This window comes from Pseudooceanicola sp. NS-SX9 (assembly GCF_057380705.1).
The window spans coordinates 2428672-2452386 of the sequence record NZ_CM170818.1; the positions used below are offsets into that span (position 1 = coordinate 2428672).

General features: G+C 68.5%; 19 protein-coding genes. 5 read left to right on the forward strand and 14 right to left on the reverse strand.

Translation table 11 applies throughout. The annotated features are described in order from the left end of the window. The first annotated feature begins 207 nt into the window (after positions 1–207). Positions 208–822 (forward strand): TetR family transcriptional regulator C-terminal domain-containing protein, encoded by a 615-nt coding sequence (locus AC2ITM_RS11555; protein ID WP_486469424.1) that lies wholly within the window; start codon positions 208–210, stop codon positions 820–822. A 12-nt stretch (positions 823–834) separates the two neighbouring features. Here AC2ITM_RS11555 and AC2ITM_RS11560 read toward each other — a convergent pair whose 3' ends face one another. The 6 genes from AC2ITM_RS11560 to AC2ITM_RS11585 all read right to left on the reverse strand — a co-directional run bounded on the left by AC2ITM_RS11560 (position 835) and on the right by AC2ITM_RS11585 (position 8859). After that, positions 835–1212, reverse strand: coding sequence for a YigZ family protein (locus AC2ITM_RS11560; RefSeq protein WP_486466797.1), 378 nt, complete (start codon positions 1210–1212; stop codon positions 835–837). A gap of 99 nt (positions 1213–1311) precedes the next feature. Beyond that, positions 1312–2784, reverse strand: coding sequence for an amidase (locus AC2ITM_RS11565; protein WP_486466798.1), 1473 nt, complete (start codon positions 2782–2784; stop codon positions 1312–1314). Further along, positions 2781–3950 (reverse strand): M20/M25/M40 family metallo-hydrolase, encoded by a 1170-nt coding sequence (locus AC2ITM_RS11570; protein WP_486466799.1) that lies wholly within the window; start codon positions 3948–3950, stop codon positions 2781–2783. Before AC2ITM_RS11570 ends, AC2ITM_RS11565 begins: the two co-directional genes overlap by 4 nt. Continuing rightward, complete coding sequence (locus AC2ITM_RS11575) at positions 3947–5116, reverse strand: M20 aminoacylase family protein (protein WP_486466800.1); 1170 nt, start codon at positions 5114–5116, stop codon at positions 3947–3949. Before AC2ITM_RS11575 ends, AC2ITM_RS11570 begins: the two co-directional genes overlap by 4 nt. Positions 5117–6128: 1012 nt before the next feature. Further along, on the reverse strand, positions 6129–6449 hold the full coding sequence (locus tag AC2ITM_RS11580; RefSeq protein WP_486466801.1) for an H-NS histone family protein: 321 nt from the start codon (positions 6447–6449) through the stop codon (positions 6129–6131). A 247-nt stretch (positions 6450–6696) separates the two neighbouring features. After that, positions 6697–8859 (reverse strand): anthranilate synthase component I, encoded by a 2163-nt coding sequence (locus tag AC2ITM_RS11585; RefSeq protein ID WP_486466802.1) that lies wholly within the window; start codon positions 8857–8859, stop codon positions 6697–6699. A 424-nt stretch (positions 8860–9283) separates the two neighbouring features. Between AC2ITM_RS11585 and AC2ITM_RS11590 the strand changes: the two genes are divergently transcribed. Continuing rightward, entirely contained in the window at positions 9284–10312 is a 1029-nt protein-coding gene (locus AC2ITM_RS11590; RefSeq protein WP_486466803.1) for a ketopantoate reductase family protein, read from the forward strand. A 128-nt stretch (positions 10313–10440) separates the two neighbouring features. On the opposite strand, the gene AC2ITM_RS11595 is transcribed toward AC2ITM_RS11590, so the two are convergent. Beyond that, positions 10441–11250 carry a UPF0280 family protein gene (locus AC2ITM_RS11595; protein WP_486466804.1) on the reverse strand — a complete coding sequence of 270 codons (810 nt, stop codon included), beginning with the start codon at positions 11248–11250 and terminating at the stop codon, positions 10441–10443. Continuing rightward, positions 11247–12695, reverse strand: a complete 1449-nt coding sequence (locus AC2ITM_RS11600) for a 6-hydroxynicotinate reductase (RefSeq protein WP_486466805.1) — start codon at positions 12693–12695, stop codon at positions 11247–11249. Before AC2ITM_RS11600 ends, AC2ITM_RS11595 begins: the two co-directional genes overlap by 4 nt. A gap of 117 nt (positions 12696–12812) precedes the next feature. Here AC2ITM_RS11600 and AC2ITM_RS11605 point away from each other — a divergent pair, with 117 nt between their 5' ends. After that, a complete protein-coding gene (locus AC2ITM_RS11605; RefSeq protein WP_486466806.1) occupies positions 12813–13250 on the forward strand; it encodes a MarR family winged helix-turn-helix transcriptional regulator in 438 nt (145 codons plus the stop codon). A gap of 15 nt (positions 13251–13265) precedes the next feature. Here the strand turns inward: AC2ITM_RS11605 and AC2ITM_RS11610 are convergent, their stop codons facing one another. The 6 genes from AC2ITM_RS11610 to AC2ITM_RS11635 form a co-directional block, all read right to left on the reverse strand. Further along, positions 13266–13964: an ABC transporter ATP-binding protein gene (locus AC2ITM_RS11610; protein ID WP_486466807.1), complete on the reverse strand. Its 699-nt coding sequence runs from the start codon at positions 13962–13964 to the stop codon at positions 13266–13268. Continuing rightward, complete coding sequence (locus tag AC2ITM_RS11615) at positions 13951–14676, reverse strand: ABC transporter ATP-binding protein (protein ID WP_486466808.1); 726 nt, start codon at positions 14674–14676, stop codon at positions 13951–13953. Before AC2ITM_RS11615 ends, AC2ITM_RS11610 begins: the two co-directional genes overlap by 14 nt. Further along, a complete protein-coding gene (locus AC2ITM_RS11620) occupies positions 14673–15611 on the reverse strand; it encodes a branched-chain amino acid ABC transporter permease (protein ID WP_486466809.1) in 939 nt (312 codons plus the stop codon). Before AC2ITM_RS11620 ends, AC2ITM_RS11615 begins: the two co-directional genes overlap by 4 nt. After that, complete coding sequence (locus AC2ITM_RS11625) at positions 15608–16534, reverse strand: branched-chain amino acid ABC transporter permease (RefSeq protein ID WP_486466810.1); 927 nt, start codon at positions 16532–16534, stop codon at positions 15608–15610. The genes AC2ITM_RS11620 and AC2ITM_RS11625 overlap by 4 nt, the downstream gene beginning before the upstream one ends. 89 nt (positions 16535–16623) lie before the next feature. Beyond that, on the reverse strand, positions 16624–17871 hold the full coding sequence (locus AC2ITM_RS11630) for an ABC transporter substrate-binding protein (protein WP_486469425.1): 1248 nt from the start codon (positions 17869–17871) through the stop codon (positions 16624–16626). A 212-nt stretch (positions 17872–18083) separates the two neighbouring features. Then, the gene (locus AC2ITM_RS11635; protein WP_486466811.1) at positions 18084–19454 is read right to left on the reverse strand and encodes a hypothetical protein; all 1371 of its coding nucleotides are present in this window, start codon (positions 19452–19454) and stop codon (positions 18084–18086) included. Between the two features lie 170 nt (positions 19455–19624). Here AC2ITM_RS11635 and AC2ITM_RS11640 point away from each other — a divergent pair, with 170 nt between their 5' ends. Continuing rightward, positions 19625–21676, forward strand: a complete 2052-nt coding sequence (locus AC2ITM_RS11640) for a hydantoinase/oxoprolinase family protein (RefSeq protein WP_486466812.1) — start codon at positions 19625–19627, stop codon at positions 21674–21676. A gap of 55 nt (positions 21677–21731) precedes the next feature. After that, positions 21732–23468, forward strand: a complete 1737-nt coding sequence (locus AC2ITM_RS11645; protein ID WP_486466813.1) for a hydantoinase B/oxoprolinase family protein — start codon at positions 21732–21734, stop codon at positions 23466–23468. The last annotated feature ends 247 nt before the right edge of the window (positions 23469–23715 follow it).

Genomic DNA, 23715 nt, shown 5'->3' on the forward strand with positions numbered 1-23715 from the left:
GACCTTTTGGTCAAAGCCACGCTAGCAGAGGCAAGGGGGCAGTCAAGAAATTCGCCCCCGGGTGTCAAGATCCCCCGCCTTGCGGCCGAGGCATCTGCCCAATCTCGCGGCATCTTGCTTTCCGGGCCGCCGAAACTCTGGACTGCCCTGCCGAAAACCGATGAAAAGCCGGGACTTCCGGACCATTCTTGAGGACTTTTCATGGCCATGGACAAGCCCGTGCCCCGCACCCGAATCCAGAAGAAGAACATCGCGCGGATCTCAGAAGCGGCGCTGTCGGTCTTTTCCACCTATGGCTTCCGCGGCTCGACGGTCGACCAGATCGCGAAAGAGGCCAAGCTCTCCAAGCCGAACCTGCTCTACTACTTCCCCTCCAAGGAGGCGATCCATACCCATCTGCTGTCGATGCTGATGGACACCTGGCTGGATCCGCTGCGCGAGATGAAGGACGACGGCGACCCCCTGGACGAGATCCTGACCTACCTGCGCCGCAAGCTGCAGATGAGCCGCGACCACCCCCGCGAAAGCCGCCTCTTCGCCAACGAGATCGTCCAGGGCGCGCCCCGCATCCTGTCGCTGCTGGAAACCGATCTGAAGGATCTGGTCGACTGCAAGGCCGCCGTCATCGCCGGCTGGATGGCCGAGGGGCGCCTGGCGCCCGCCGATCCGCATCACCTGATCTTCTCGATCTGGTCACTGACCCAGCATTACGCGGATTTCGACGTCCAGGTCCGGGCGGTCCTCGGGCCGGAAAAGGCCGATCCCTTCCCCGAAGCCGAAGCCTACCTGGTCACCCTCTTCACCCGGATGCTCGAACCCTGATCACACCCTGGCCTACTCGGCCACAGGTGCCACGCCGATCTCGGCCATGTAGATCCGCACGGCCTCCTGCACATGGCGAAAGCGGTCGCCGCCCAGATGGGTGCCGCCGAACCAGCGGGTGACGACGATCACATGGTTCTCCAGCGCCGCGCGCTCCAGCATCCGCAAGATCACCATGCCCGCGCCCGCCTCGCCATCATCGGCCTTCACCGGCTCCCCCGGCAGCAACAGCGCCCAGGTGTTATGCGTGGCCTTGGCGAATTTCTTCTTCCGCTTCAGCGCCTTCAGCATGGCCTCGGCCTCGGCCCGGCTCGCCGCCGGCCCGCCCGACACGGCATATTTCGACCCCCGGTCAGAAATCACGCCGTCAAATGTCGTCAACTCGCCCATACCCCCGCCTAACGCCCCGCGCCCGCCCCCGCAACCCGTCGCATTTTCTTGTTCCAAATACCTCGGGGGAGCGCCGCCAGGCGCGGGGGCAGAGCCCCCTCACCCGACCTCCGCCCAATGCCCCCGGTTGCCGGTGGGCTGCGCCAGCGCCGCCTCCCAACCCAGCCCGAAGCGCAGCAGCTGCGCCTCCGCCCCCGGCCGGGCGATGATCTGCAGCCCCACCGGCGCCGCACCGTGAAAGCCCGCCGGCACCGCCAGCACCGGACAGCCCGCCATCGTCCCAAGCGCCACCACCTCCATCCAGCGGTGATAGCTGTCCATCCGGCGCCCCGCGATCTCCTGCGGCCAGTCCCAGCCCACCGGGAAGGGATGCATCTGCGTCGCAGGCAGCGCCAGCAGGTCGTGATCGCCAAACAGCACCATCACCTGCCCGAAGACGGCTGATCGCACCGCCCCCGCCGCCGCCACATCCGCGGCACTCAGCCCCAGAAAGCCGTCGTATTCCCAAAGCTGCTGCGCATTCAGCCCGGCCCGCTTCACCGGATCCGCCCAAAGCGGCGCCACCTGCGGCCCGACCGCGAACTGCCGCAGCACCACGAAGGCCCGCCACAGCGCTGCGGGATCAAACCCCGGGCCCGGGCGCGTCAACCGAATCCGGCCCGCATCGGCCGCGCGCTCCAGCGCCGCCTCGCAGGTCGCAAGGATCCCCCCCTCCATCGGCAGATGGCCCTGCAGATCGCCCAGCCAGCCCAGCCGCAGCCCGCTCAGCGGCCCCGCCTCCAGCGCCGGGCGCACAGGCACCACCGGCGGCGACAAGGGCGCGCGCGGATCGGGACCGGACTGCACGTCCAGCAGCAGCGCCAGGTCGCGGATCGTGCCCGCCATCGGCCCCTCGGTGCCCATCTGCGACAGGAACACGTCAGTCGAGGGCAGATGCGGCACCCGGCCCTGCGTCGGCCGCAGCCCGAAGATATTGTTCCAGGCGGCCGGATTGCGCAGCGATCCACCGTAATCGCTGCCATCCGCCAGCGGCAGCATCCCCGTGGCCACCGCCACCGCCGCCCCGCCCGAGGACCCGCCCGCGCTGCACCCCGGCAGGAAGGCATTCTGCGTCGGCCCGTGCAGCGCATTGGTGGTATGCGATCCCAGCCCGAAGACCGGCGTGTTGGTCTTGCCCAGGATCAGCGCCCCGGCGGCCCGCATCCGCGCCACCACCAGCGCATCGTCCCCGGGGATGAAATCGGAGAACAGCGGCGATCCGAAGGTCGTCCGCAGCCCCTTCGTCAGCGCCAGATCCTTGACCGCCAGCGGCAGCCCTGCCAGCGCCCCGGGCGCCCGCCCCGCCGCCCGCGCGGCGGCAATGGCGTGATCGGCGGCCTCGGCCTCGGCCAGCATCTCGGCCCGGGGCCGCAACGAGACGATGGCATTGACCTGCGGATTGATCGCCTCGATCCGGTCATAGGTCCGCGCCATCAGCGCCACCGCGCTCAGGCGGCCGCTGTGCAGCAGGGCCAGCAGCGCCTCGGCCGGGGCGAAGGGCGCCAGCAGGTCGGGCGACAGCGTGGCGCTCATGCCAGATCCCCCAGCGTCGCGAACAGCCCCGCCAGCAGGCGGGTACGCGGCAGCAGCGTCGGGATCAGCAGGTGTTCCTCCAGCGTATGGTACATGTCCCCCGCCGGTCCCAGCGAACACAGCGACGCAATCCCGAGCGCACCGGTAAAGTTGGTGTCGGCCCCCCCGCCCGAGGATCCCCCGGGCAAGGGCAGCCCCATGCCCGCCGCGATCGCAACCGCGCGGTCATATAGCGCCACGGACCCCGCATCCCCCTCGGTCCAGACCGGGCGGGTGACGGTCTCGTGCGCCTCGAAGCGCACGCCGTTGCGCAGGCCCGACATCGCCAGGATCGCCGCCGTCCCCGCATCCAGATCCGCCTGCGTCTTGGCCATCGACAGCACCTGCGCCCGGGCGTGCGAGGGCACGCAGTTCACCCACCGCCCCGAGGTCACGTCATTGACCGAGAAGGTGCAGCTGTCGCTGGTCATCGCCTCGATCTCAAGGATGCGCTGCGCCAGTTCGCGCACCGCCGAAACCCCGGCCTTCAGCTTGGCCCCCGCATGGCTGGGCTGGCCATGGGCGGTGATCTCGTAGCGGGCGATGGCGTAGCGGCCGGTGGTGACGGCATTGCCCTCGCGCGCCGGTTCGGGGCACAGGACATAGCGGTTGCGCCGGGCCTCGGCCTCGATCAGGGCGCGGGTGACGGGGGTGCCGATCTCTTCGTCGGGGGTGAACAGGAAGGTGACCGGCAGGGGCGGCATCACGCCCTCGGCCAGCAGGGCGCGCAGGGCCTCAAGCGCGATGTAATTGCCGGATTTCATGTCCAGCACCCCGGGGCCATAGAGCCGGTCGCCCTCGACCCGGTAGGGGTTCTGCGCCAGCGTGCCCAAGGGATGCACGGTGTCGAAATGGCCGCTGACCAGGATGCCGGGCGTGCCCGCCTTGGGATGCGGCAGCACCGCGCGCACCGACGGCCCGACACCGCCCCGCGCCGGCAGGCGTTCGACGCTCAGGCCCATCTCGGCGCAGTCATAGGCCACCAGATCCATCATCCGGCCGACGGCCTCGGGGTCATAGGTGGGGCTTTCGCATTCGACCCAAGGCTTCAGCCCGGCGATGATGCGCTCTTGCGACAGCGGCAGACGCGCCAGCAGCCCCTGGATATCCGTCAGATCGAGGCTCATTCCGCGGCCTCCGGCAGGGCGCCACGGGTTTCCACCATGCGGGCCAGGAAGCTGGCGCCGACCGGCAGCGCGGCATCGTCGAAGACGAAGGCGGGATTGTGCAGCGCGACCGAGCCCCCGTGGCCCAGCGTGCAATAGGCCCCCGGCACGACGCGCAGCATGTCGGCGAAATCCTCGGATCCCATCTGGATCTCGTCCTTGTAGCCCGCCAGATCGCCCACGATGTCGGCCGCGCCGGCCAGCAGATCGGCCGAGCGCGCCTCGTCATTGACCAGCACGTCGAAGACGTTGCGGATGTCGACCTCGATCTCGCAGTCATGGGCGATGGCGAAGCCCGCGCAGATGGCGCGCATCCGGGTGGCGATCAGCTGTTCGTCCTCGGGGTCGAAATAGCGCACGGTGCCCGACAGTTCGGCGGTCTCGGGGATGACGTTATAGGCGGAACCGGAATGGAACTGGGTGATCGAGACGACGGCGGATTTGCGCGGCGACAGGTTGCGCGAGACGATGCCCTGGATTTCCTTCACGATGCCCGCGCCGATCACCACCGGATCCTTCGAGCCCTCTGGCCGGGCGCCGTGGCTGCCCAGACCGGTGATGCGGATGTCGAAGAAATCGGCCCCCGCCATGGCAGTGCCGGGCTTGATGCCGATGACGCCGGGATCGTGGAAGGGCGAATTGTGCAGGCCGTACAGCTCGTCACAGGGGAAGCGGTCGAAGAGGCCGTCGGCGATCATCGCCCGCGCCCCGCCCAGGCCTTCCTCGGCGGGCTGGAAGATGAAGACGGCGCGGCCGGCGAAATCGCGGGTCTCGGACAGGTAGCGCGCGGCGCCCAGCAGCATCGTGGTGTGGCTGTCGTGACCGCAGGCATGCATCACGCCCGGCGTCTTCGAGGCATAGGGCAGGTTCGTCTGTTCATGGATCGGCAGCGCATCCATGTCGGCCCGCAGCCCGATGGTGCGGCCGGGGCGCGCGCCCTCCAGCACGCCGACGACCCCGGTCTTGCCGATGCCGCGGGTGACCTCGATGCCCCAGCCTTGCAGCAGCTCGGCCACCTTGCCCGAGGTGCGGACCTCTTCAAAGCCCAGCTCGGGGTGTTCATGGAAATCGCGGCGCAGGGCGGTCAGGTCATCGGCAAAGGCCTGAATGTGATCGATCACGGGCATCGGGGGCTCCTGGGGTCTGTCGGTCTGGCCCGGCGGGGCAAGGGCCTGCACCGGGGCGAAAACGGTCCCGGATCGGGTCCGGGGCGCGCAAGAAAGAAGCATCGGGGGCAAATCGCAGGCAGCGCGATGCGCCCGGGGCCACCCTGCGCCGCCCCACGCGCAGCACACAAGCCGCGCGATGCCGTGGCGGCAGCAAGAAAATGCAGAGCGGCCAATAAGGTGGCATTCCGGGGCGGCGTCACGCATCGCGCCACCGGGGGTTGCATGGGCGCGTCACAGGGTGACCCGGCGGCATCGAATGCCGATCTCCCGGCAGGCATGATCCCCGGATGGCAGGCCGGTGCCGGTCCCACCGGCGACCACTGCCCCTCAGGCGCCGCAAGCCCCCTGTGACGCCGAGCGGCCCGATTGTGGCGAGGGTCCAAAGGCCCGTGCCTGCCCTGTCATCCAAGGCCGCCCATCGCCCCGCACCTGCCCCATGCATCCCGGCGCGCCTGCAAAATCGAAAACCGGTGCCGTCCCCCAAGGCCCGCTCCGGCCACGGCTTGGCGACAGGGGTTGCCCGCCGCGACGCCTTGCCGATCGACCGGGGCGCCGCATGCGACAGGCATACGCCCCGCCCCCGGACGGAGCCCGTCGCATTCCCTTCGGCAGAGCCGGGCGCCGCGCCCTGCGACCCGGACACGACTGGCACTGGCACTGGCACTGGCACTGGCACTGGCACTGGCACTGGCACTGGCACTGGCACTGGCACTGGCACTGGCACTGGCACTGGCACTGGCACTGGCACTGGCACTGGCACTGGCACTGGCACTGGCACTGGCACTGGCACTGGCACTGGCATCGCGCGGCCGGGGGGCGGGTGTCCACCGCCTTTCCCCTTCCAGTTCGGCGGCCACAGCGCGCGGCCTTCCCGGCAGTCAGACATGAAAAGAGGCCCTTGCGGGCCTCTGTCCGAAAACGCGTCCGGAAACGACAGGGAGTGAAGCTGCGCCGCCGGTCGCGCGCCCGGTCACTTGACGATGAGGTATTCGTCCAGGTTCTCGCCCCGGCCGAGGGCATCCTTGACCCAACCCGGCTGGCGACCACGGCCGCTCCAGGTCTGGGTGGGATCTTCCGGATTGCGGAATTTCGGCGGATTGACCTTGCCTTTGCGCGCCGGGGCGCCCGTCAGCTCGGAAAGGCTGAAGCCCAATTCAGCCGCCTTTGCCTCCAGTTCGGCCAGCGCCATTTTGCGCTGACGGTCCTCATAAGTCTTGATCGCGGTGCTGACCTTGCCTTGCAGCTTCTTCAATTCACCGAGGGACATCACGTCCAGGTCCTGATCCAGCATGTCCATGCTTCCTTTTTCGACTTCCCGGGAAAGGCCGTAATTTCATTTCCCGCGTTTCCGATACTCCGGGAAATTAATCCAATCAACCATAAAGGCGTCAATGAATTCCTAACATACATCGGCAAAAGAATGCCGAGCCGAGTCTTCGTCAATTTCGGAAGAAGCTGTTCCTATTAAGAAAACGCCGGCAGGTTGAAAACCCGCCGGCAATTAACTTTTCATAAATCTGACGCCAAATAGCGCCAATTCAGACAGGCGCTGAAACTTTCCCCAGCGTCATCACGACATTTTCGATCATTCGCATCCCGGCGGACTGGCCAAGGGACATGATCGATTCCGGGTGGAATTGCACCGCGGCAATGGGCCTGTCCCGATGTTCAATGCCCATGACCACGCCGTCAGCGGTGGTTGCGGTCACGAAAAGGTGTTCCGGCAGGCTGTCGGCAGGGGCATGTAGCGAGTGGTAGCGCCCGATGGTGACCTCCTCGGGCATCCCCGCAAAGACCGTGCCGGGGCGGGTGATGCGAATGCGCGAGGGCTTGCCATGCATCGGCTCGTCCAGGCGTTGCAGGGTGGTGCCGAAATACTCGGCAATGGCCTGCAGCCCCAGGCAGACGCCGAATAGCGGCAGATCACGGTCCAGCACTTTGCGGATCGTCTGCGCGCAGCCGAAATCCGAAGGCGAACCCGGCCCCGGCGAAAGCACCACCAGATCCGGCCCGAATTCGTCAAAGACACGGTCATCGACCGGGCTGCGGGTGGTCAGGACCTGCGCCCCGGTCTGGCGGAAGTAATTCGCCAGCGTATGCACGAAACTATCCTCGTGATCGACCAGCAGAATACGGCGCCCCTGCCCGGCGGCAGGCTTGTCGAAACCGGCTTCCCTTTCCTCGGGGCGGATGTCACCGCGAATGGCGGCGCGCATCGCGCTGGCCTTCAGTTCGGTTTCCGCCTCTTCCGCATCGGGATCGGAGTCATTCAAAAGCGTGGCCCCCGCGCGCACTTCTGCAACGCCATCCTTGATGCGAATGGTGCGCAGGGTCAGGCCGGTATTCATCGAGCCGTCGAATTGCACCGCGCCCACCGCACCGCCATACCATTTGCGGGTGCTCTTTTCATGGGTTTCGATGAAACGCATGGCCCAGAGTTTCGGCGCCCCGGTCACCGTCACCGCCCAGGCATGCGACAGGAAGGCGTCGAAGGCATCCATGCCGGCGCGCAGCCGCCCCTCGATATGATCGACGGTGTGGATCAGGCGGGAATACATTTCGATCTGGCGGCGCCCGATGACGCGCACCGATCCCGGCTCGCAGACGCGGGACTTGTCGTTGCGGTCGACGTCGGAACACATCGTCAGTTCGGATTCATCCTTCTTGGACTGCAGCAGCTTCAGGATCTGCTCGCTGTCCTCGATGGCGTCGCGGCCGCGCTTGATGGTGCCGGAAATCGGGCAGGTTTCCACCCGGCGCCCGGTGACGCGCACGAACATCTCGGGGCTGGCGCCGACCAGATATTCCTGTTCCCCGAGGTTCATGATGAAACCGAAGGGTGCAGGGTTGATCTGCTGCAGCCGCCCGAAGATCGCCGAGGGGCTGTCCTTGCAGGCCTCGTAGAAGACCTGGCCGGGGACGACCTCGAACAGGTCGCCGCGGCGGAAGCTTTCCTTGGCATCGACGACCAGCTTGGCATATTCGCCCGGCTCGTGATCGCCGCGTGGCAGGTTTTCCGGGCCCCGGCGGAAGGGTTCGGGCTGGCAGGCGGCTTCGGTCCCGGCGGTGGTCAGATCCCCCATCGAGAATTCGTAGCGGTAGCGCGTGGCCGAGGTCGAATAGTGGTCGCCCACCAGGATGTCATCGGCCAGGAACAGCACCAGGTCGCGCTGGTCCGCGGGACGTTCCAGGCTGAAGGTGATCGGTTCGAACTGGAACGCCAGATCATAGCCGAAGGCGCCATAGAGACCCAGATGGCCGTCCTCGTCCGAGAAGAACAGCGCCACGATCGCCCGCAGCACCGAAAAGACCGACGGCGCGCGCGAGCGTTCTTCCTCGTTGTAGACCCGTTCGGGGGTGCGGATCTGCAGCAGGATGTCGGTGTCCGAGACCTCGGCCGTCTCGACGGCTTCAAGGCCGGTGACGGCGGGGCCGATCATCTTCAGCAGCACCGCGCCGCGGGCGTTCAGCGCGCCGATGCGCAGGGCGCGGCCACGGGCCTCGATGATCACCGGCGGCTCGGCAAAGCCGAAATCCCAGCGGGTGTAGCGGCCGGGATATTCGTAATTCGACGACAGCAGCACGCCACGGTGGCTGTCGAGCTTCTCGGCCAGCTTCTGGGTGTCGGTCAGATAGGTTGCGGGCAGTTCACGTCGGGAGACAGTGACGCCTCCCTTGGTCTGGAAGGTCAGGTCGGTCATCTCGGGTGGTCTCTGTTGCGGGGCGGCACGGTCCACGCGGGGCCGGGTGCAGGTGTGCAGGGATCTGGCCAGAGGCCGGGCCGCCAAAAGGGGAAAGGGTCAACGGGACGACGGGGTTACCATCGCCAGGTCAGGGTCCAGCCTTGCCATCGTTGCACGGTCATTATCCGCGTTCCCTGCCGGGGGTACCGGCGTTCTGACCGGCCTGGGCCGGTCGCCTCCTCATGCGGCCGGAAGATCCGGCCCGGTGTCGCGGGCGCCTTGCGCCACGCTCAACTGCGACTTCATCCGATCAAAGCGGGGCGCTGTCAAGTCCATGTTTGGCGCAGGTCTGGCCGGGGCGCCCCTGTCGGGCCTGCGGCCTTGCCGTCCGGGCCGGGGCGTGAAACGCTGCCGCCCTGCAATGCCCCGACGGAGAGCCCCGATGACCCAGATCCCCCTTCCCCCCCTGCCCGACCGCCCGCTGTCGGTCTGCATCGTCGGCGCGGGTGCCATCGGCGGCACGCTGGCCGCGCGGATTGCGCAGATCGCGGGCGGGCCGCTGGTGTCGGGCGTGTCGGTGGTGGCGCGGGGGGCCACGCTGGCGGCGATCCGGGCCGATGGGCTGCGCCTGCAGCCGCCCGAGGGCCCCGAGGTGGTGGCCCGGGTCGAGGCCACCGACGATCCCGACACGCTGCCGCCGCAGGACATCGTGATCACGGCGCTGAAGGGGCACCAGATCCCGCCGATGGCGGACAAGCTGGCCCGGCTGCTGGCCCCCGGCGGGCGGATCCTGCCGGTGGTGAACGGGCTGCCCTGGTGGTACCCGATCAGCGACGGCAAGGGCGGCCGGCGCGGCGCGTCCGAGGTCGACCCGGGTGGCGTGCTGTGGTCTGCCATCGGGCCCGCGCGCGCGATCGGGGCGATTGCCTATCTGGGGGTGCGCCAGCCGCAGCCCGGCGTGGTCAAGATCGACATCGACGGCTATTTCGACATCGGCCGGCTGGGCCCCGGCCCGCACCCCGATGTCGACCGGCTGCAGGCGCTGCTGCAGGCGGCGGGCCTCAGGATCGAGCGTTCCGATCCCTTCGGCGGCGCCCTCTGGCACAAGCTTTTGACCAATGCCTCGACCAATTCGGTCTGCGCGATTTCCCGGGCGCCGATGAACATGATGATGCAGGATCCGGCGTTGTCGGCCCTGTCGGTGGCCATCATGCACGAGGTCATGGCGATTGCCGCGGCCGAGGGGATGCCCTTCGAGATGGACATCCCGGCCCGGCTGGAAAAGGTGCGCAAAGGCGCGCCCTTCAAGCCCTCGACCCTGCAGGATGTCGAGGCCGGGCGCCCGCTGGAGGTCGAGCCGATCTTTGCCGCCCCTCTGTCGGTGGCGCAAAGCCACGGGATCGACTGCCCGAACCTGCGGCTGGTCACGGCCTTCCTGCGCCAGATCGACCGGGCGATCCAGGCAGGATAGCGGAAAGCGGCCCTGCCGGGCCGCTGCCTCCGGCGGGCATATTTAGGGGAAAGATGAAAGGCTGGGCGGCCGGCTCCGCAGGAGACGGCAGGCGACGGCCCGGCTCGATGCCGGGGCGGCGCCTCGGCTCAGGCAGAAAGTGTCGGCAGGGCACCGACCTGAAGGCTGCGACCGTCGAGCGACAGATGCGCGGAACCGATCAGGTCCCGCGCCAGCAGGGTCCGCGCATGGCGGGCGCCGGCCTCCAGCGCGGCAGCCACCTCGGCGGCGGACAGCGGGCCCAGCCCCGTGGTGACCAGGCGATCCCCCAGGTCGCTGTCCGGCGACAGCAGGCAAGCCGGGGTGCGGGTGATGGCGGGATGCCCGGGCAGGTCGACCGCATTGGCAATCATCGTCGCCGCCGCATCGGCCATCGCGGCCCGGGGCGCCAGCACCGTCACCGCATCGGCAATCCCGAGAGAATGGCTGCGTCCGCTCCGCCCCGACGTCGCACAGCCCCGCCAGGGACTGCTGGCTGGCACCGCCACCATGCCCCCCTCCATCGCCAGGCGCATCTCGCCTTCGTGGATCTGCCAGGCGATGTCGCCGCCATTGTTGACCCAGAGCTTGGCGTATGGGGCATCGGCCGCCATGGCCTGCAGGATCTCCTCGGCGACGGCACCGGCGACGGCCGCCATCGGGGTGATGAACTGCGGCGCATAGGGCGATGTGGCAGCGGCCATGCGACGGCCGACCACGCCCTGAGGCTGGCCGCCCTCGCGGCGCAGCTCGGGCAGTTCGGCCGCCAGCCCGGCCAGCAGACCCTCGAACCGGTTGATCGCCGCCCGGTAGGCGCCGGGACGCACCGGCGCCTCGGCCCACAGGATCAGGTCGATCGGGCCTTCGTGCAGGTGCAACCGCTGCCCATCGGGCAAAAGCGCCGCCTGCGCGCCGTTCATTCCGCCGCCCGGGGGGCCCCAAGGCCAAGGCTGCGGAAGCTGTCGCCGTATTCGCCGCCCTCTGCCAGCACCTGCCCGATCGGGCGCACCGCGCCGTCATGGCCGCCAAGCGCCACGTAAAGGTCGCGCGCCATGGTGAATTCCAGCGGCGCCACCAGCGCCGGCGTCGGCACATAGCCAAAGCTCTGGCCGGGCATCGTCAGCACGTCGACCATCACCGTGATGCCGCCACCGGGCCACAGGAAGGCCTCTGCGCCCCCCAGCGTCACCTTGACCGAACCGTCATGCACCGCCCGCGTCAGCCGCACCGGGTTCCGCGTCACGCCCGAACGCAGAGATCCCCCCGCGCCGGCACAGAACATCACCGAACACAGCGCCGGTTCGCAGTTCTCGGCGATCAGATCGACACTGGGGCGCAGCGCCTCGGGCATCTCGTGGCGTTGTGGCACCAGATCGTCGTCGAGGACGAAATATTCCGCATGTTCCCCCGTGGTCGAAACCATCAGCAGCGACAGCCCCGGCCTTGCGCCCTTCTTTTCCAGCCAGGGGCCCAGGATCGTCAGCGGATCCTGGATATCGGTGCCGCCCCAGCCAAGCCCCGGTTCCGCCACCTGGAAATACCGCCCCGGGGTCGAGCGCCGCCCCTTGATGCGGATCCCGGTGTCGGGCCAGCCGATGACCTTGCCGGCCTGGTGTTCCGACACGACGCCGGTGATGTGGTCATCGACCACCACCACCTCGTCCACCAGCCCCTGCCATTGCGACGCGAACATCCCGATGGTGGCCGAACCGCAGCCGACGCGCATCCGCACCTCGGGGGTGCCATCGACGATGGGCGGCTGACCCGCCTGCACGATGACCGAAGAGCCCCCCTCGATCTGCAGCTCGACCGCCTCGCCATTGCACAGCGCCATCAGCGTGTCGCAAGTGGCGCGGCCCTCGGCCTTCGAGCCCCCGGTCAGGTGATCCACCCCCCCCAGCGACAGCATCTGAGAGCCGTATTCGCCCGTCGTCACATGGCCGATCGGTTCGCCCTTCGACAGCACCCGCGCGGCCTCGTCGCCCAGGTGCCGGTCGGTGTCGATCTTCACCTTGACGCCGCAGTAGGAATAGATCGCCTCGGTCACCACGGTCACGGTGTCGACGCCCTCGATCTCGCGGCTGACGATGAAGGGGGCGGGCTTGAAGTCGGGATAGGTCGTCCCCGCGCCCAGACCCGAGACGAACAGGTCCTCGCCCGCGATCATCTCTCCGTCCCAGTCGGCGCGCAGGAAGGGGCGCACCTCCTGGCCCGCGGCCAGGCGCCGGTCCAGCACCGTCACGGGATCGCAGCGCACGATCCGTCCGCCCTCGTTGGCATAACGGTCGCAGGCCCCCGTGCGGCCCTCGGCCACGTAGCACATCACCGGACAGGCATCGCACCTGATCTTTTCACCGCTGGCCATGGGACCTCCTTCGACGCCCAAGTTTGTTCGTATGCAAACGGATTTTGGGAAGCCCGCGAGGCGCTGTCAAATTCTTTCCGCCTTGCCAATCGCCGCAGGGCCGGAGATACCAAGTTCATGCATCATGAGTTCAAGGAACAGGCAGCAAATGCCTACCGGCTGGAGGAACAGGTGGGCTTTCTGCTCCGCCGGGCCTCGCAGCGGCACCTGGCCATCTTCGCGCAGATGCTGCCCGAGGTGACCTCGACGCAATTCGCGGCCCTTGCCAAGCTGTGCGAGCTGGGGCCGACCTCGCAGAATGCCCTGGGGCGCGCCACGGGGATGGATGCGGCGACCGTGAAGGGCGTCGCGGACCGGCTGCGCGCGCGCGATCTGGTGACGGCCCTGCCCGACCCCGAGGACCGCCGCCGCCATTACCTGATGCCGACCGAGGCGGGGCTGGCGCTCTATGAACGCCAGGCGCGCACCGGCGTCGCGATTTCCGAGGAAACCCTGGCCCCCCTCGATGCGGGGGAACAGGCGCTGTTCCTGGAGCTGCTGCGCAAGCTTTGCTGAGGGGCGGGCCGCGCGTCAGACCCCCAGATGGGCGCGCAGCCGTGCCTCGCCCGTGATCAGCTGGTCGCGGGTGAAATCCTCGGCGTTGCGGCCCATCTCGATGACGCTGACCTGATCGGCCAGCCCCAGCACCGCGTCGATGCGCTGTTCCACCAGCAGCACCGCCAACCCACGGTCGCGCATGGTCAGCATGACCTGGCGGATCGCCTCGATCATCGAGGGCTGCAGCCCCTCGGTCGGTTCATCCAGCAGCAGCAGCTTTGGTTTCAGGCACAGCGCCCGGGCGGTGGCCAGCATCTGCTGTTCGCCCCCCGACAGGGTGCCCGCGCGCTGGTGCAGCCGTTCCTTCAGCCGCGGGAACAGCGCCAGCATCTCGGCCCGGGTCTGGGCGCGGCCCTGCGCGGGCCCGGCGCCCAGCCCCATCTGCAGGTTCTCCTCGACCGAAAGCTCGGCAAACAGGCGGCGGCCCTGCGGCACATAGCCCACCCCCCGGCGCGGCACCTGATGGGCGGGAAGGCGCGTCAGCTCATCCCCATCCAGCCGGATCGCGCCGCGGGCGGGCACCAGCCCCATGATCGCCTTCATCAGCGTCGTCTTGCCGGCGCCGTTGCGCCCCATCAGCACGGTGATCTGGCCGGGTGCGGCGCGCAGATGGACGCCGCGCAGCACCTCGGCGCCGCCGTAACCGGCGCTCAGCCCCTCAATGTCCAGCATCGGCACTGCTTCCCAGATAGGCGGCCTGCACAGCCGGGTTGGCATGGATCTGCGCGGGGGTGCCGCGGGCCAGGACCTCGCCGAAATTCAGAACGGTGATGCGATCGGCCAGTTCCATGACGACGGACATGTTGTGTTCGATCAACAGGACGGTGGTGTCGGGCACCAGCCCCCGGATCAGCGCCTTGAAGGCCGCGACCTCGGATTCCGCCAGGCCCTGTGTCGGCTCGTCCAGGATCAGCAGGCGGGGGGTCTGGGCCAGGCCCATCGCGATCTCCAGCAGGCGCTGGTGCCCGTAGGAGAGATCCCCCGCGATGTCCGCGGCCCGATCCCCCAGCCCCACCTGCGCCAGCGCCCGGGTGACGGCGGCGGCAACCGCCGAGCGGTCGCGCCCCAGACGGCGCCGCGCCGCCAGCGCCACGTTTTCCGCACAGGACAGACGCCCGAAGACCGAGGTGATCTGGAACGTGTAGGCCATGCCAAGCGCCACCCGCCGGTGCGCCGGCAGCCCGGTGATGTCGCGGCCATCGAAGGTGATCCGCCCCTCGGACGGGGCCAGCCTGCCGATCAGCATCGACACGAAGGTGGTCTTGCCGGCGCCGTTCGGGCCGATCAGGGCGTGGATCTCGCCCTGCGCCAGATCAAAGTCGATGGCATGGTTGGCGCGCAGCCCGTCGAACTGCTTGCCAAGCGCGGTGGTGGTCAGGATCACGGCAGGTCCCTCCAGAGGCGGCGGCGCAGTTCGCCCACGATGCCCTGCGGCGCAAACAGCGTCAGCGCCACCAGCGCCACCCCCGCGATCAGCATGTAGGCATCGGTGATCCCGGTGGCCAGGTCGATCAGGTAGAACATGAAGAGCGTGCCGACGAAGGGCCCCAGCACCGTGCCCGCGCCCCCCAAGAGCACCCACAGCAGCGCGAAGATCGAATATTGCACCCCCGCGAAGGTCGCGCCCACATAACCAAAGAGCGCCGCATATCCCGCCCCCGAGGCCGCCGAAACCGCCCCCGAGATGACCAGCGCCGCCAGTTTGCGCCGCCCCGTGTCATAGCCCAGCAGGCGGGCGCGGTCCTCGTTCTCGCGGAGCGCGATCAGGACGCGGCCGAAGGGCTGGCGCACCAGCCACAGGCTGAACAGCAGCGCAGTGGAAAACAGCGCCCAGGCCACCAGATAACGCACCCCCTCGTCGCTGAGGGTCCAGCCCAGCAGGGTGCGGCTGGCATCCGGCACGACAAAGCCGTCGTCGCCATGGGTGAAGGTGCCGAAATACAGCAGCGCCAGATAGGCCACCTGCGCGAACATCAGCGTCACGATCATGAAGCTGACGCCTTGGGTGCGCAGCGCCAGCAGCCCCACCACCAGCGCCAGCCCCGCCCCGCAGGCCGTGCCGATCAGGAAGGCCGGAAAGGCCGGAACCCCGAAATGCAGCCCCGCAAGGCCCATCCCATAGAGCCCCGCGCCAAAGAACATCGCATGGCCCAGCGACAGAAGCCCGGTATAGCCGAAGGCGATGTTGTAGCCGATGGCATAGACCGCCAGCACCATGATCCGCGCCAGGATGCCATGGTGATAGGCGGGCAGGACGAAGTTCAGCGCGAACAGCACCGCCACCAGCCCCAGATGCAGCGTCAGGTCGCGGCGGCTCATCCTGCCTTGGCTCCGAACAGGCCCTGAGGCCGGAAGACCAGCACCAGCGCCACGGCAAGCGTCGCGATCATCTTGGCCAGCGTCGGGGTGAAGAAGACGCTGATGATGCCGTCCGACAGGCCGATCAGGATGGCGGCGACGATGGTGCCCGTCAGGCTGCCAAGGCCGCCGATGATCACCACGATGAACGACAACAGCAGCGCATCGCCCCCCATCAGGTAATGCGCCTGCTGGATCGGCACGATCAGCACCCCCGCCAGCGCCGCCAGCGCCGCACCGCCGCCGAAGACCAGCGCATAGACGCGCTCGACCGGCACGCCGAAGGCGGTGGCCATGTCGCGATCCCCTTGGGTCGCGCGCATGATCAGCCCGGCGCGGGTCCTTGCCATGAACAGTTTCAGCGCCACGATCAGCACCACGGCGGCGGCGATCACGAACAGCTTGTAGCTGGTGGTCGACAGCCCCCAGGGGAAATAGAAGGACAGCCCCCCCTCGCCCCATTCGACCCAAGGCAGCGCGATGCGGGTGTTAAAGGGCGCCACCACGGGGCGCGCATCGGCGCCATAGGTCATCAGCGTCAGCTGCTGGATGATGTACAGCAGCCCGATCGTCGCCACGATGGTGCGTTCCGCATCATAGTCGAGGCGCTTCAGGATCACCATGTCGGCCGCCGCCGCAATCGCCCCCACCAGCAGGGGCGCGATGATCAGGGCGGCAATGAAATTCACCACCGGCCCCGCCCCCAGCAGCGTCGTCACCGCCCAGGCCAGCACCGCGCCCAGCATGTAGAATTCTCCATGCGCGACATTGACCACGCGCATCACCCCGAAGACGAGGCTGAGCCCGCTCGCCATCAGCGCCAGCACCGCCGCCAGCACCGCGCCTTCCAGCACGGCGAGCATCAGGTAGGGTCCGAAATCCATGAAACAGCCTTCCCGGCCCGCAGGCCCCCGGGGGGCGCGGGCGATTTCGTTCACCAGACGGGCCCGAACGGGGCCCGCCCGGGCGGTTCTCAGAAGCTCTTGGTCGTGTAATCGACCTCGTCGGGATAAAGCGTATCCTCAATCGAGGCGGTATGGACGACGTTCAGCCGGCCCTTTTCCACCTTCGAGATATACTGCGGCCCGAAGACCTGATGGGTCTTGCCGTTGAACTTTTTCGGCCCCTGCGGGTGATCGGGACCGGCAGGCATGTCGCCCAATTGCTCGACCGCCTCGATCAGCGCCTGGCGGTCGGCGGGACCGGCGTAGTTGCAGGCCTCCATGCCCTGCTTGATCACATGCAGCGTCTCCCAGCAGCCGAACATGTGCGCGGCGGTCGACACGTCGCTCGGGTCGGTCTTCGAGGCGCCGTTGTCGTCCAGCCCCACCGCGTCGCGATAGGCCTTGACGTAATCGGGCGCATCGGGCTGCAGGTAGCGCGGCATCCCTTCCCAGAAATAGGTACCCTCCAGGAATTCCAGCCCCGGCGAGGTCAGGTCCACCGCCTCGATGGAATCGATGAAGCCGAAGATCTGCGGCCGCGACGGCCCGAAGAATTCGCCCATCTCCTTCACGAAGGTCAGCACGCCCGGGCCGATCATCACGTGATAGATCACCTCGGTCTCGCGCGGGATCTTGGGGAAATACTTGGTAAAGCTGGTTTCCGTCGGCGGGATGGCGATCTTGGCCACGACCTCGCCGCCCAGGGCCTCGATGGCGGCGGTAAAGTTATCGCGGTGGTCATAGCCAAAGGAATAGTCGGGGAAGATCATCGTGACCTTCTTGCCCAGCGTGTCATGCACGAAGGGCGCCATCGCCTTCACCTGGCTTTTCACATCGGTGATGCCGGGCTGGACGGTCCAGCGGTTCAGCATCCCCGAGGCCACGTGATGCCCTTCCGAGACGACGAAATAAGGCAGCTTCAGCTCGGCCGCGCGGGGGGCCGCGCCGATCACCACATGGCTGAACAGCGTGCCATAGGCGATGTCGCAGTTCGACTGGTTGGCGAATTTCTCCAAGAGTTCGGCGCAGCGCTTGGGGTCGGTGCTGTCATCCTCGGTGACCAGCTCGACCGGGCGGCCGTTGATGCCGCCCTCGGCATTGATCTTGGTGACCGCAGCCTGGCTGACGCGGTCGTACCAGCGCCCGTAGGCGGCGCCGATGCCGGTGGCGTGCTTGGCAAAGCCGATGCGGATGGGCTGGGCCGTCTGCGCGCCCGCATGGCGCGCCCACAGCGGCAGGGCGGCCGCCGCCGCGCCCCCCAGGGCCAGCGTCTTCATCGCCTGCCGGCGCCCCGGCAGAACCAGCCCCTTTCCGGGGGTCTTCTTCACAGTCTCGTCCATCTGGCACCATCCCTGTCGATGTGATTTTCCCGGGCCTTATTAGGCTGACCCCAAGGCACAGTCTGTAGGCACGCCAACGACCTGTCCACTTCTACCTGCGGGCCTGAAATCATGTGCACACACCCGTTCCCCGGTTGCCCAAGCCTTGATCACGTCCCCCGGGGCGAGGCCAGCAGCCACAGCCCGAACAGGGTATAAAGCACCATGAACACCGCCAGCGGCGCATGGGCGCGCACCGCCCGGCGATGGCTGCCGTGCAGATCCAGCGCGATGGCGTGGCTCAGCAGGATGGCCAGCACATGGCCCCCCACCACGCAGCCCGCCTGGAACAGCCAGATCGCATGAACCGAGGCCTTCGTCTGCAGGAACCCCGTGGTCACGACCACCTCTGGCCCGCCCACCAGATCGCTCAGCACATGCAGCAGGTACTGCCCCTGCACCAGAGCGGCGGTGGTGTAATGGGCGACGTGATAGGCAAAGGCGATAGGCAGCACCGCAGGCGCCAGCGCCCGCACCGCCAGCCCCGTCCGTTGATCCCCCGCCAGCCGCCCGCCCAGCCAGACCGCGCCCGCAAAGACCAGCGGCAGGGCCACGCAGCTGCTGGCCAGCCCGACGGCATTCTGCATCACCACGGCGGATCGCCCGGTGAATTCCAGCGGGTTGATCCCGATCCAGCCCAGCCAGCGGAAGGTCTCGTTCAGCCCGTCGAAACTGCCCTCCGCCAGGGCCAGAAGGCACAGCATCGCCAGAGACCAGTCCGGCACGCCCGATGCCCGGATGCCCCAGCCCGGCACCCCCAGCCCGCCGCGCCAGATCGGGGACAGCCGCGCATAAAGCCCCAGCAGCACCCCGATCCCCTCGCCCCGCCGCAGCCAGACCGGCCCAAAGACCACCACGCCCAAACCGACATAAACCAGATACCCACAGACCATCCACGCCAGCCGGTCGGGATCCGCCGACGCCACATCCACCAGCAGCACCGCCGCCAGGGCCAGGAACGCCGCCACCCCGGGCCAGCACCCCCAGCCTGCCGGATAGCGCCACAGCGGCCGCCGCCCGACCAGCGCCAGCCCCCGGAACGGCGACACCCATCTCCACAGATCCCCGCACACCCCCGTCGCCGCCACCAGCAGCACCCAGATCACGGTCCAGACCAGCAGCGTCAGGGGATTGTCCACCGGATCCTGCTCGCCCCGGACCCCCGCCACCACGCAGACCACCAGCACCGCTCCCGACACACCCGACAGCCACAGCCCCCCGGTTCTCTCATCTGACCCGAAATACTCCGGGGGAGCGCCGCCAGGCGCGGGGGCAGAGCCCCCCCTTCCCCGGAACATCCCCCGCGCCCAGGCCTCCGGCACCCACAGCACCATAAGCACCGTCAGCGCCACTGCCGCCGCCCCGCCCGCGATGTAGTACCCCGTCGGCAGCAACAGCACGAATCCCCCCTCCGAGGCATGGGCCAGCGCCGCCCCCGGCCACAGCCCCAGACCCAGCCCCCCGCAAACCACCCGCCGCATGTCCGCACCCCTTCACCCCGATCCCGGCCCCGATCATGGCCATGGCCTCATTCCAAGGCAAACCCCCGAAATCTTCCGCCCCGCCCCGCTGCCGACGATTGACAGCCTGCTGCACATCCGAAAATCATTTGCACACAAACGTATTCGAACAACACCGACAGGAGGCCCCAATGGGCAGGCGACAGGTTATCGGCGTCGATGTGGGCGGCACCTTCACCGATCTCATCCTCATGGATCCCGCAACCGGCGAGGTCCGCCTGGCCAAGGTTCCCTCCACCCTCGACGACCAGTCGCGCGGCGTCCTCAATGCCGTGGCCGAGGCCGAAGCCGCCCTGCCCGACACCGCCCTCGTGGTGCACGGCACCACCACGACCACCAATGCGGTGCTGGAACGCAAGCTTGCCCGCACCGGCATCATCACCACCAAGGGCTTCCGCGACGTGCTGGAACTGGGCCGCCGCACCCGGCCGCAGGCCTACGGGATGAAGGGGGATTTCCTGCCGCTGATCCCCCGCGACCTGCGCCTTGAGGTCCCCGAACGCATGGATGCCCAGGGCCGCGTCGTCACGCCGCTCGACGAAGACGCCCTGCGCGCCGCCGCGCAGCAGCTGCTCGACAAGGGCTGCCAGGCGGTGGTGATCCACTTCCTGCATTCCTATCGCAACCCCGCCCATGAACAGCGCGCCGGAGAGATCCTGCGCGACCTCTGGCCCAACCCCTACGTGACCCTTGGCCACGCGCTGCTGTCGGAACCGCGCGAATTCGAACGCGGCGTCACCGCGGCGGTCAATGCCTCGGTGCAGCCGATCCTCGATCGCTACGTGCAGAACCTTGCCTCGGGGCTGGCGCAGGGCGGCTATCAGGGCGACCTGCTGGTGATGAACGGCAATGGCGGCATGGTTTCGGCCACCCGCGTCGCCGAAGAGGCCGCCCGCACCGTCATGTCGGGCCCTGCCTCGGGCGTGATGGCCGCGGCCTTCACCGGCCGTGCCGCCGGCATCACCGATCTGCTGACCTATGACATGGGCGGCACCTCGACCGACGTGGCGCTGATCCGCGGCGCCGAAGCCGCCGTCTCGAACGAGATCGAGGTCGAATATGCCATGCCGATCCACGTCCCCATGGTCGACGTGCGCACGGTGGGCGCAGGCGGCGGCTCGATCGCGCAGGTCAATGCTGCGGGCCTTCTGGAAGTCGGCCCCGAAAGCGCCGGCGCCACCCCGGGGCCCATCTGCTACGGCCGCGGCGGCACCCGGCCGACGATCTCGGATGCCAACCTGCTGATGGGCCGCCTCGATCCCGCCCGGCTGAAATCGGTCGAGGGCGGCGTGACGCTGGACACCGTCCGCAGCATCTTCGCCGACCAGCTGGGCACCCCCCTGGGCCTCTCCCCCGAAGAAGCCGCCGAAGCCGTCATCCGCATGGCCAACGTCAAGATGGCGGGCGCCATCCGCATGGTCTCGGTCTCGCTCGGGGCCGATCCGCGCGACTTCGCGCTTTTCGCCTTCGGCGGCGCCGGCCCCCTGCATGCCGCGGCCCTCGCCCGCGAACTGGGCGTGCCCCGGGTCCTCGTGCCCGCCCGCCCCGGCATCACCAATGCCCTCGGTTGCCTGGTCGCGGACCTGCGCCACGATTTCACCGCCTCGGTGGGCCAGCCCCTCGATACGCTCGACCTCGATGCGCTGGCGGCGACGCTGCGCGCCCAGGCCGCCCAGGGCCGCGCCCTGATCGAACGCGAAGAGGTCGCCGTCGAGGACATTCGCACCACCCATGTGCTGGAAATGCAGTTCATCGGCCAGACCCACCTGCTGCGCGTCCCCCTGGAGGCCCCGGACATCACCCGGGACGCCCTGCAGGCCCGCTTCGAACAGATCTACTGGGACCGTTTCCAGGTCCGGCTGGAGCGCATCCAGGCCGCCGTCGCCACCGCCAACACCGCCGTCATCGGCCGCCGCGCCGCCTTCGACCCGGCCCGCCTGCTGCCGGCCGAAAACCGCGCCGCAACGCTCGCCGAAGCCTGCCGCGGCACCCGTCCCGTCCTCTTCGACGGCCAGTGGCACGACACCCCCCTCTACCAGCGCGACCGCCTGCCCGCCGATGCCGCCTTCGACGGCCCGGCGATTCTCGAACAGATGGACACCACCACCCTCGTGCCGCCGGGGGATCGCGTCACCCAGGACGCCTGCGGCAACATCCTGATCGAAATCGCAGGCGCCGCATGATCCTTTCATCTTTCCCCAAATATGCATGCCACCCCCTCCACCAGGAGACCCCCGCATGAGCCTTGATCCCATCACCCTCTCGGTCATCCAGGCAGGCCTGCAGCAGGTCTGCGACGAGATGGACCTGGCCTTTTCCCGCGCCGCCTTCTCGCCCGTCATCGCCGAGGCCAACGACCGCTCCGACGGCATCTATTCGGCCACCGACGGCGCGCTGATCGCCCAAGGCGCCCAAGGTCTGCCGGTCTTCGTCGGCACCATGCAGGACAGCACCCGCCAGCTGATCGAACGGATCGAGGCCGGCCTGACCGCCGCCCCCGAACCCGATGACGTCTACATCGTCAACGATCCCTACCTGGGCGGCACCCACCTGATGGACGTGCGCTTTGCCCGCCCCTACTACCGCGATGGCAAGCTTTTCTGCTGGCTGTCGAATACCGGCCACTGGCCCGATACCGGCGGCGCGGTGCCGGGCGGGTTCTCGGCCTCGGCCACCTCGGTCGAACAGGAAGGCCTGCGCCTGCCACCGGTGAAGCTTTTCAAGAAGGGCGTGCTGGACCAGGAGATCTGGCAGATCATCTGCTCGAACATCCGCGTGGCGGACCAGCGCATCGGCGACGTGCAGGCGCAATCGGCCGCGCTCAAGACCGGCGCCGCACGCCTTGACGCGATGCTCGACCGCTACGGCGACGACACCGTGGCCCAGGCGATCGAGGAACTGCGCCAGCGCGCCGCCACCCAGATGCGCGCCTTCCTGCAGGACATCCCCGAAGGCCGCCACCTGGCCTCGGCCTGGATCGACAGCGACGGCGTGGTGAACGAACCGCTGGAAATCCGCCTGGCGGTCAGCCGCACGGGCGACACGGTCACCTTCGACTTCTCCGGCTCCTCGGCGCCCTGCATGGGCCCGATGAACTCGGTCCGCGCCACGACACTGTCGTCAGTCTACCTCGCCATGCGCCACATCTTCCCCGAGGTCCCGATCTCGGCCGGCGCCTTCGAGCCGCTGATCATCACCGGGATCAAGGGCACCTTCCTCGATGCGCAATACCCCCGCCCCGTCTCGGGCTGCGCCGCCGAAGTCAGCCAGCGCATCGCCGAGGCGGTCTTTGCCGCCCTCGCCCCCGCCCTGCCCGAGCGCGTCACCGCCGCCCCCGCAGGCACCTCCGGCAACTTCGCCCTTGGCGGCCATGACCCCGAAACCGGCGCCGATTACGTGATGTACCAGCTTTCGGGCGGCGGCTATGGCGGCAATGCCGATCACGACGGTCTGGCCAATGGCTGCTCGACCATCGGCATCTCCAAGGCCCCCCCGGTCGAGATCATGGAGGCCCGCTTCCCGGTCCTCTATCTGCACTACGCTCTTCACGAAGGCTCGGGCGGCGCCGGGCGCCATCGCGGCGGCTTCGGCCTCGACTATGCGCTGCAATTGCGCCGTGGCGCGGCGCGCGCGAGCTTCGTGATGGACCATGGCCGCGACGGCCCGCTGGGCGCGCTCGGCGGCCGTGACGGCGCCCCGAACCGCGTCAGCGTCACCCGAGGCGACACGGTGCACGTCCCCGACCACCTGTCGAAGGAACAGGACATCCCCCTCGCCCCCGGTGACATCGTCCACGTCCGCACCCCCGGCGGCGGCGGCTATGGCGATCCCTTCACCCGCCCTCCCGAAGCGGTGGCCGAAGACGTGCGCCTCGGCCGCTACACGCCGGAAGAGGCAAGCCACCTCTTCGGCGTCGCCCTTGCCGATGATGGCCGCCCCGACGGGACCGGTACCGCCACCCTGCGGCAAGGATAGTGCCCCTCCCGCCGGTGGCAAACTGCACCTCCGGCGGGCCTGTCCCTCTGTGAGGACCTGTTGGGCGGATCGAACGACAGCCCCGGCAGGCCCTTTCCACAGAGGCGTCCGGCGACGGCTTCGATGTGGGTCCTTCCCAAAGCCTGGCCCTGGGTCCGGGTGGCCATACGGATCCTGTTTCCGGCCGCCTGGCGGTCGGGCCCGCGTGCCAGGATACCCGCCCCGAAAAGCGCCAGGTGGCCCATGC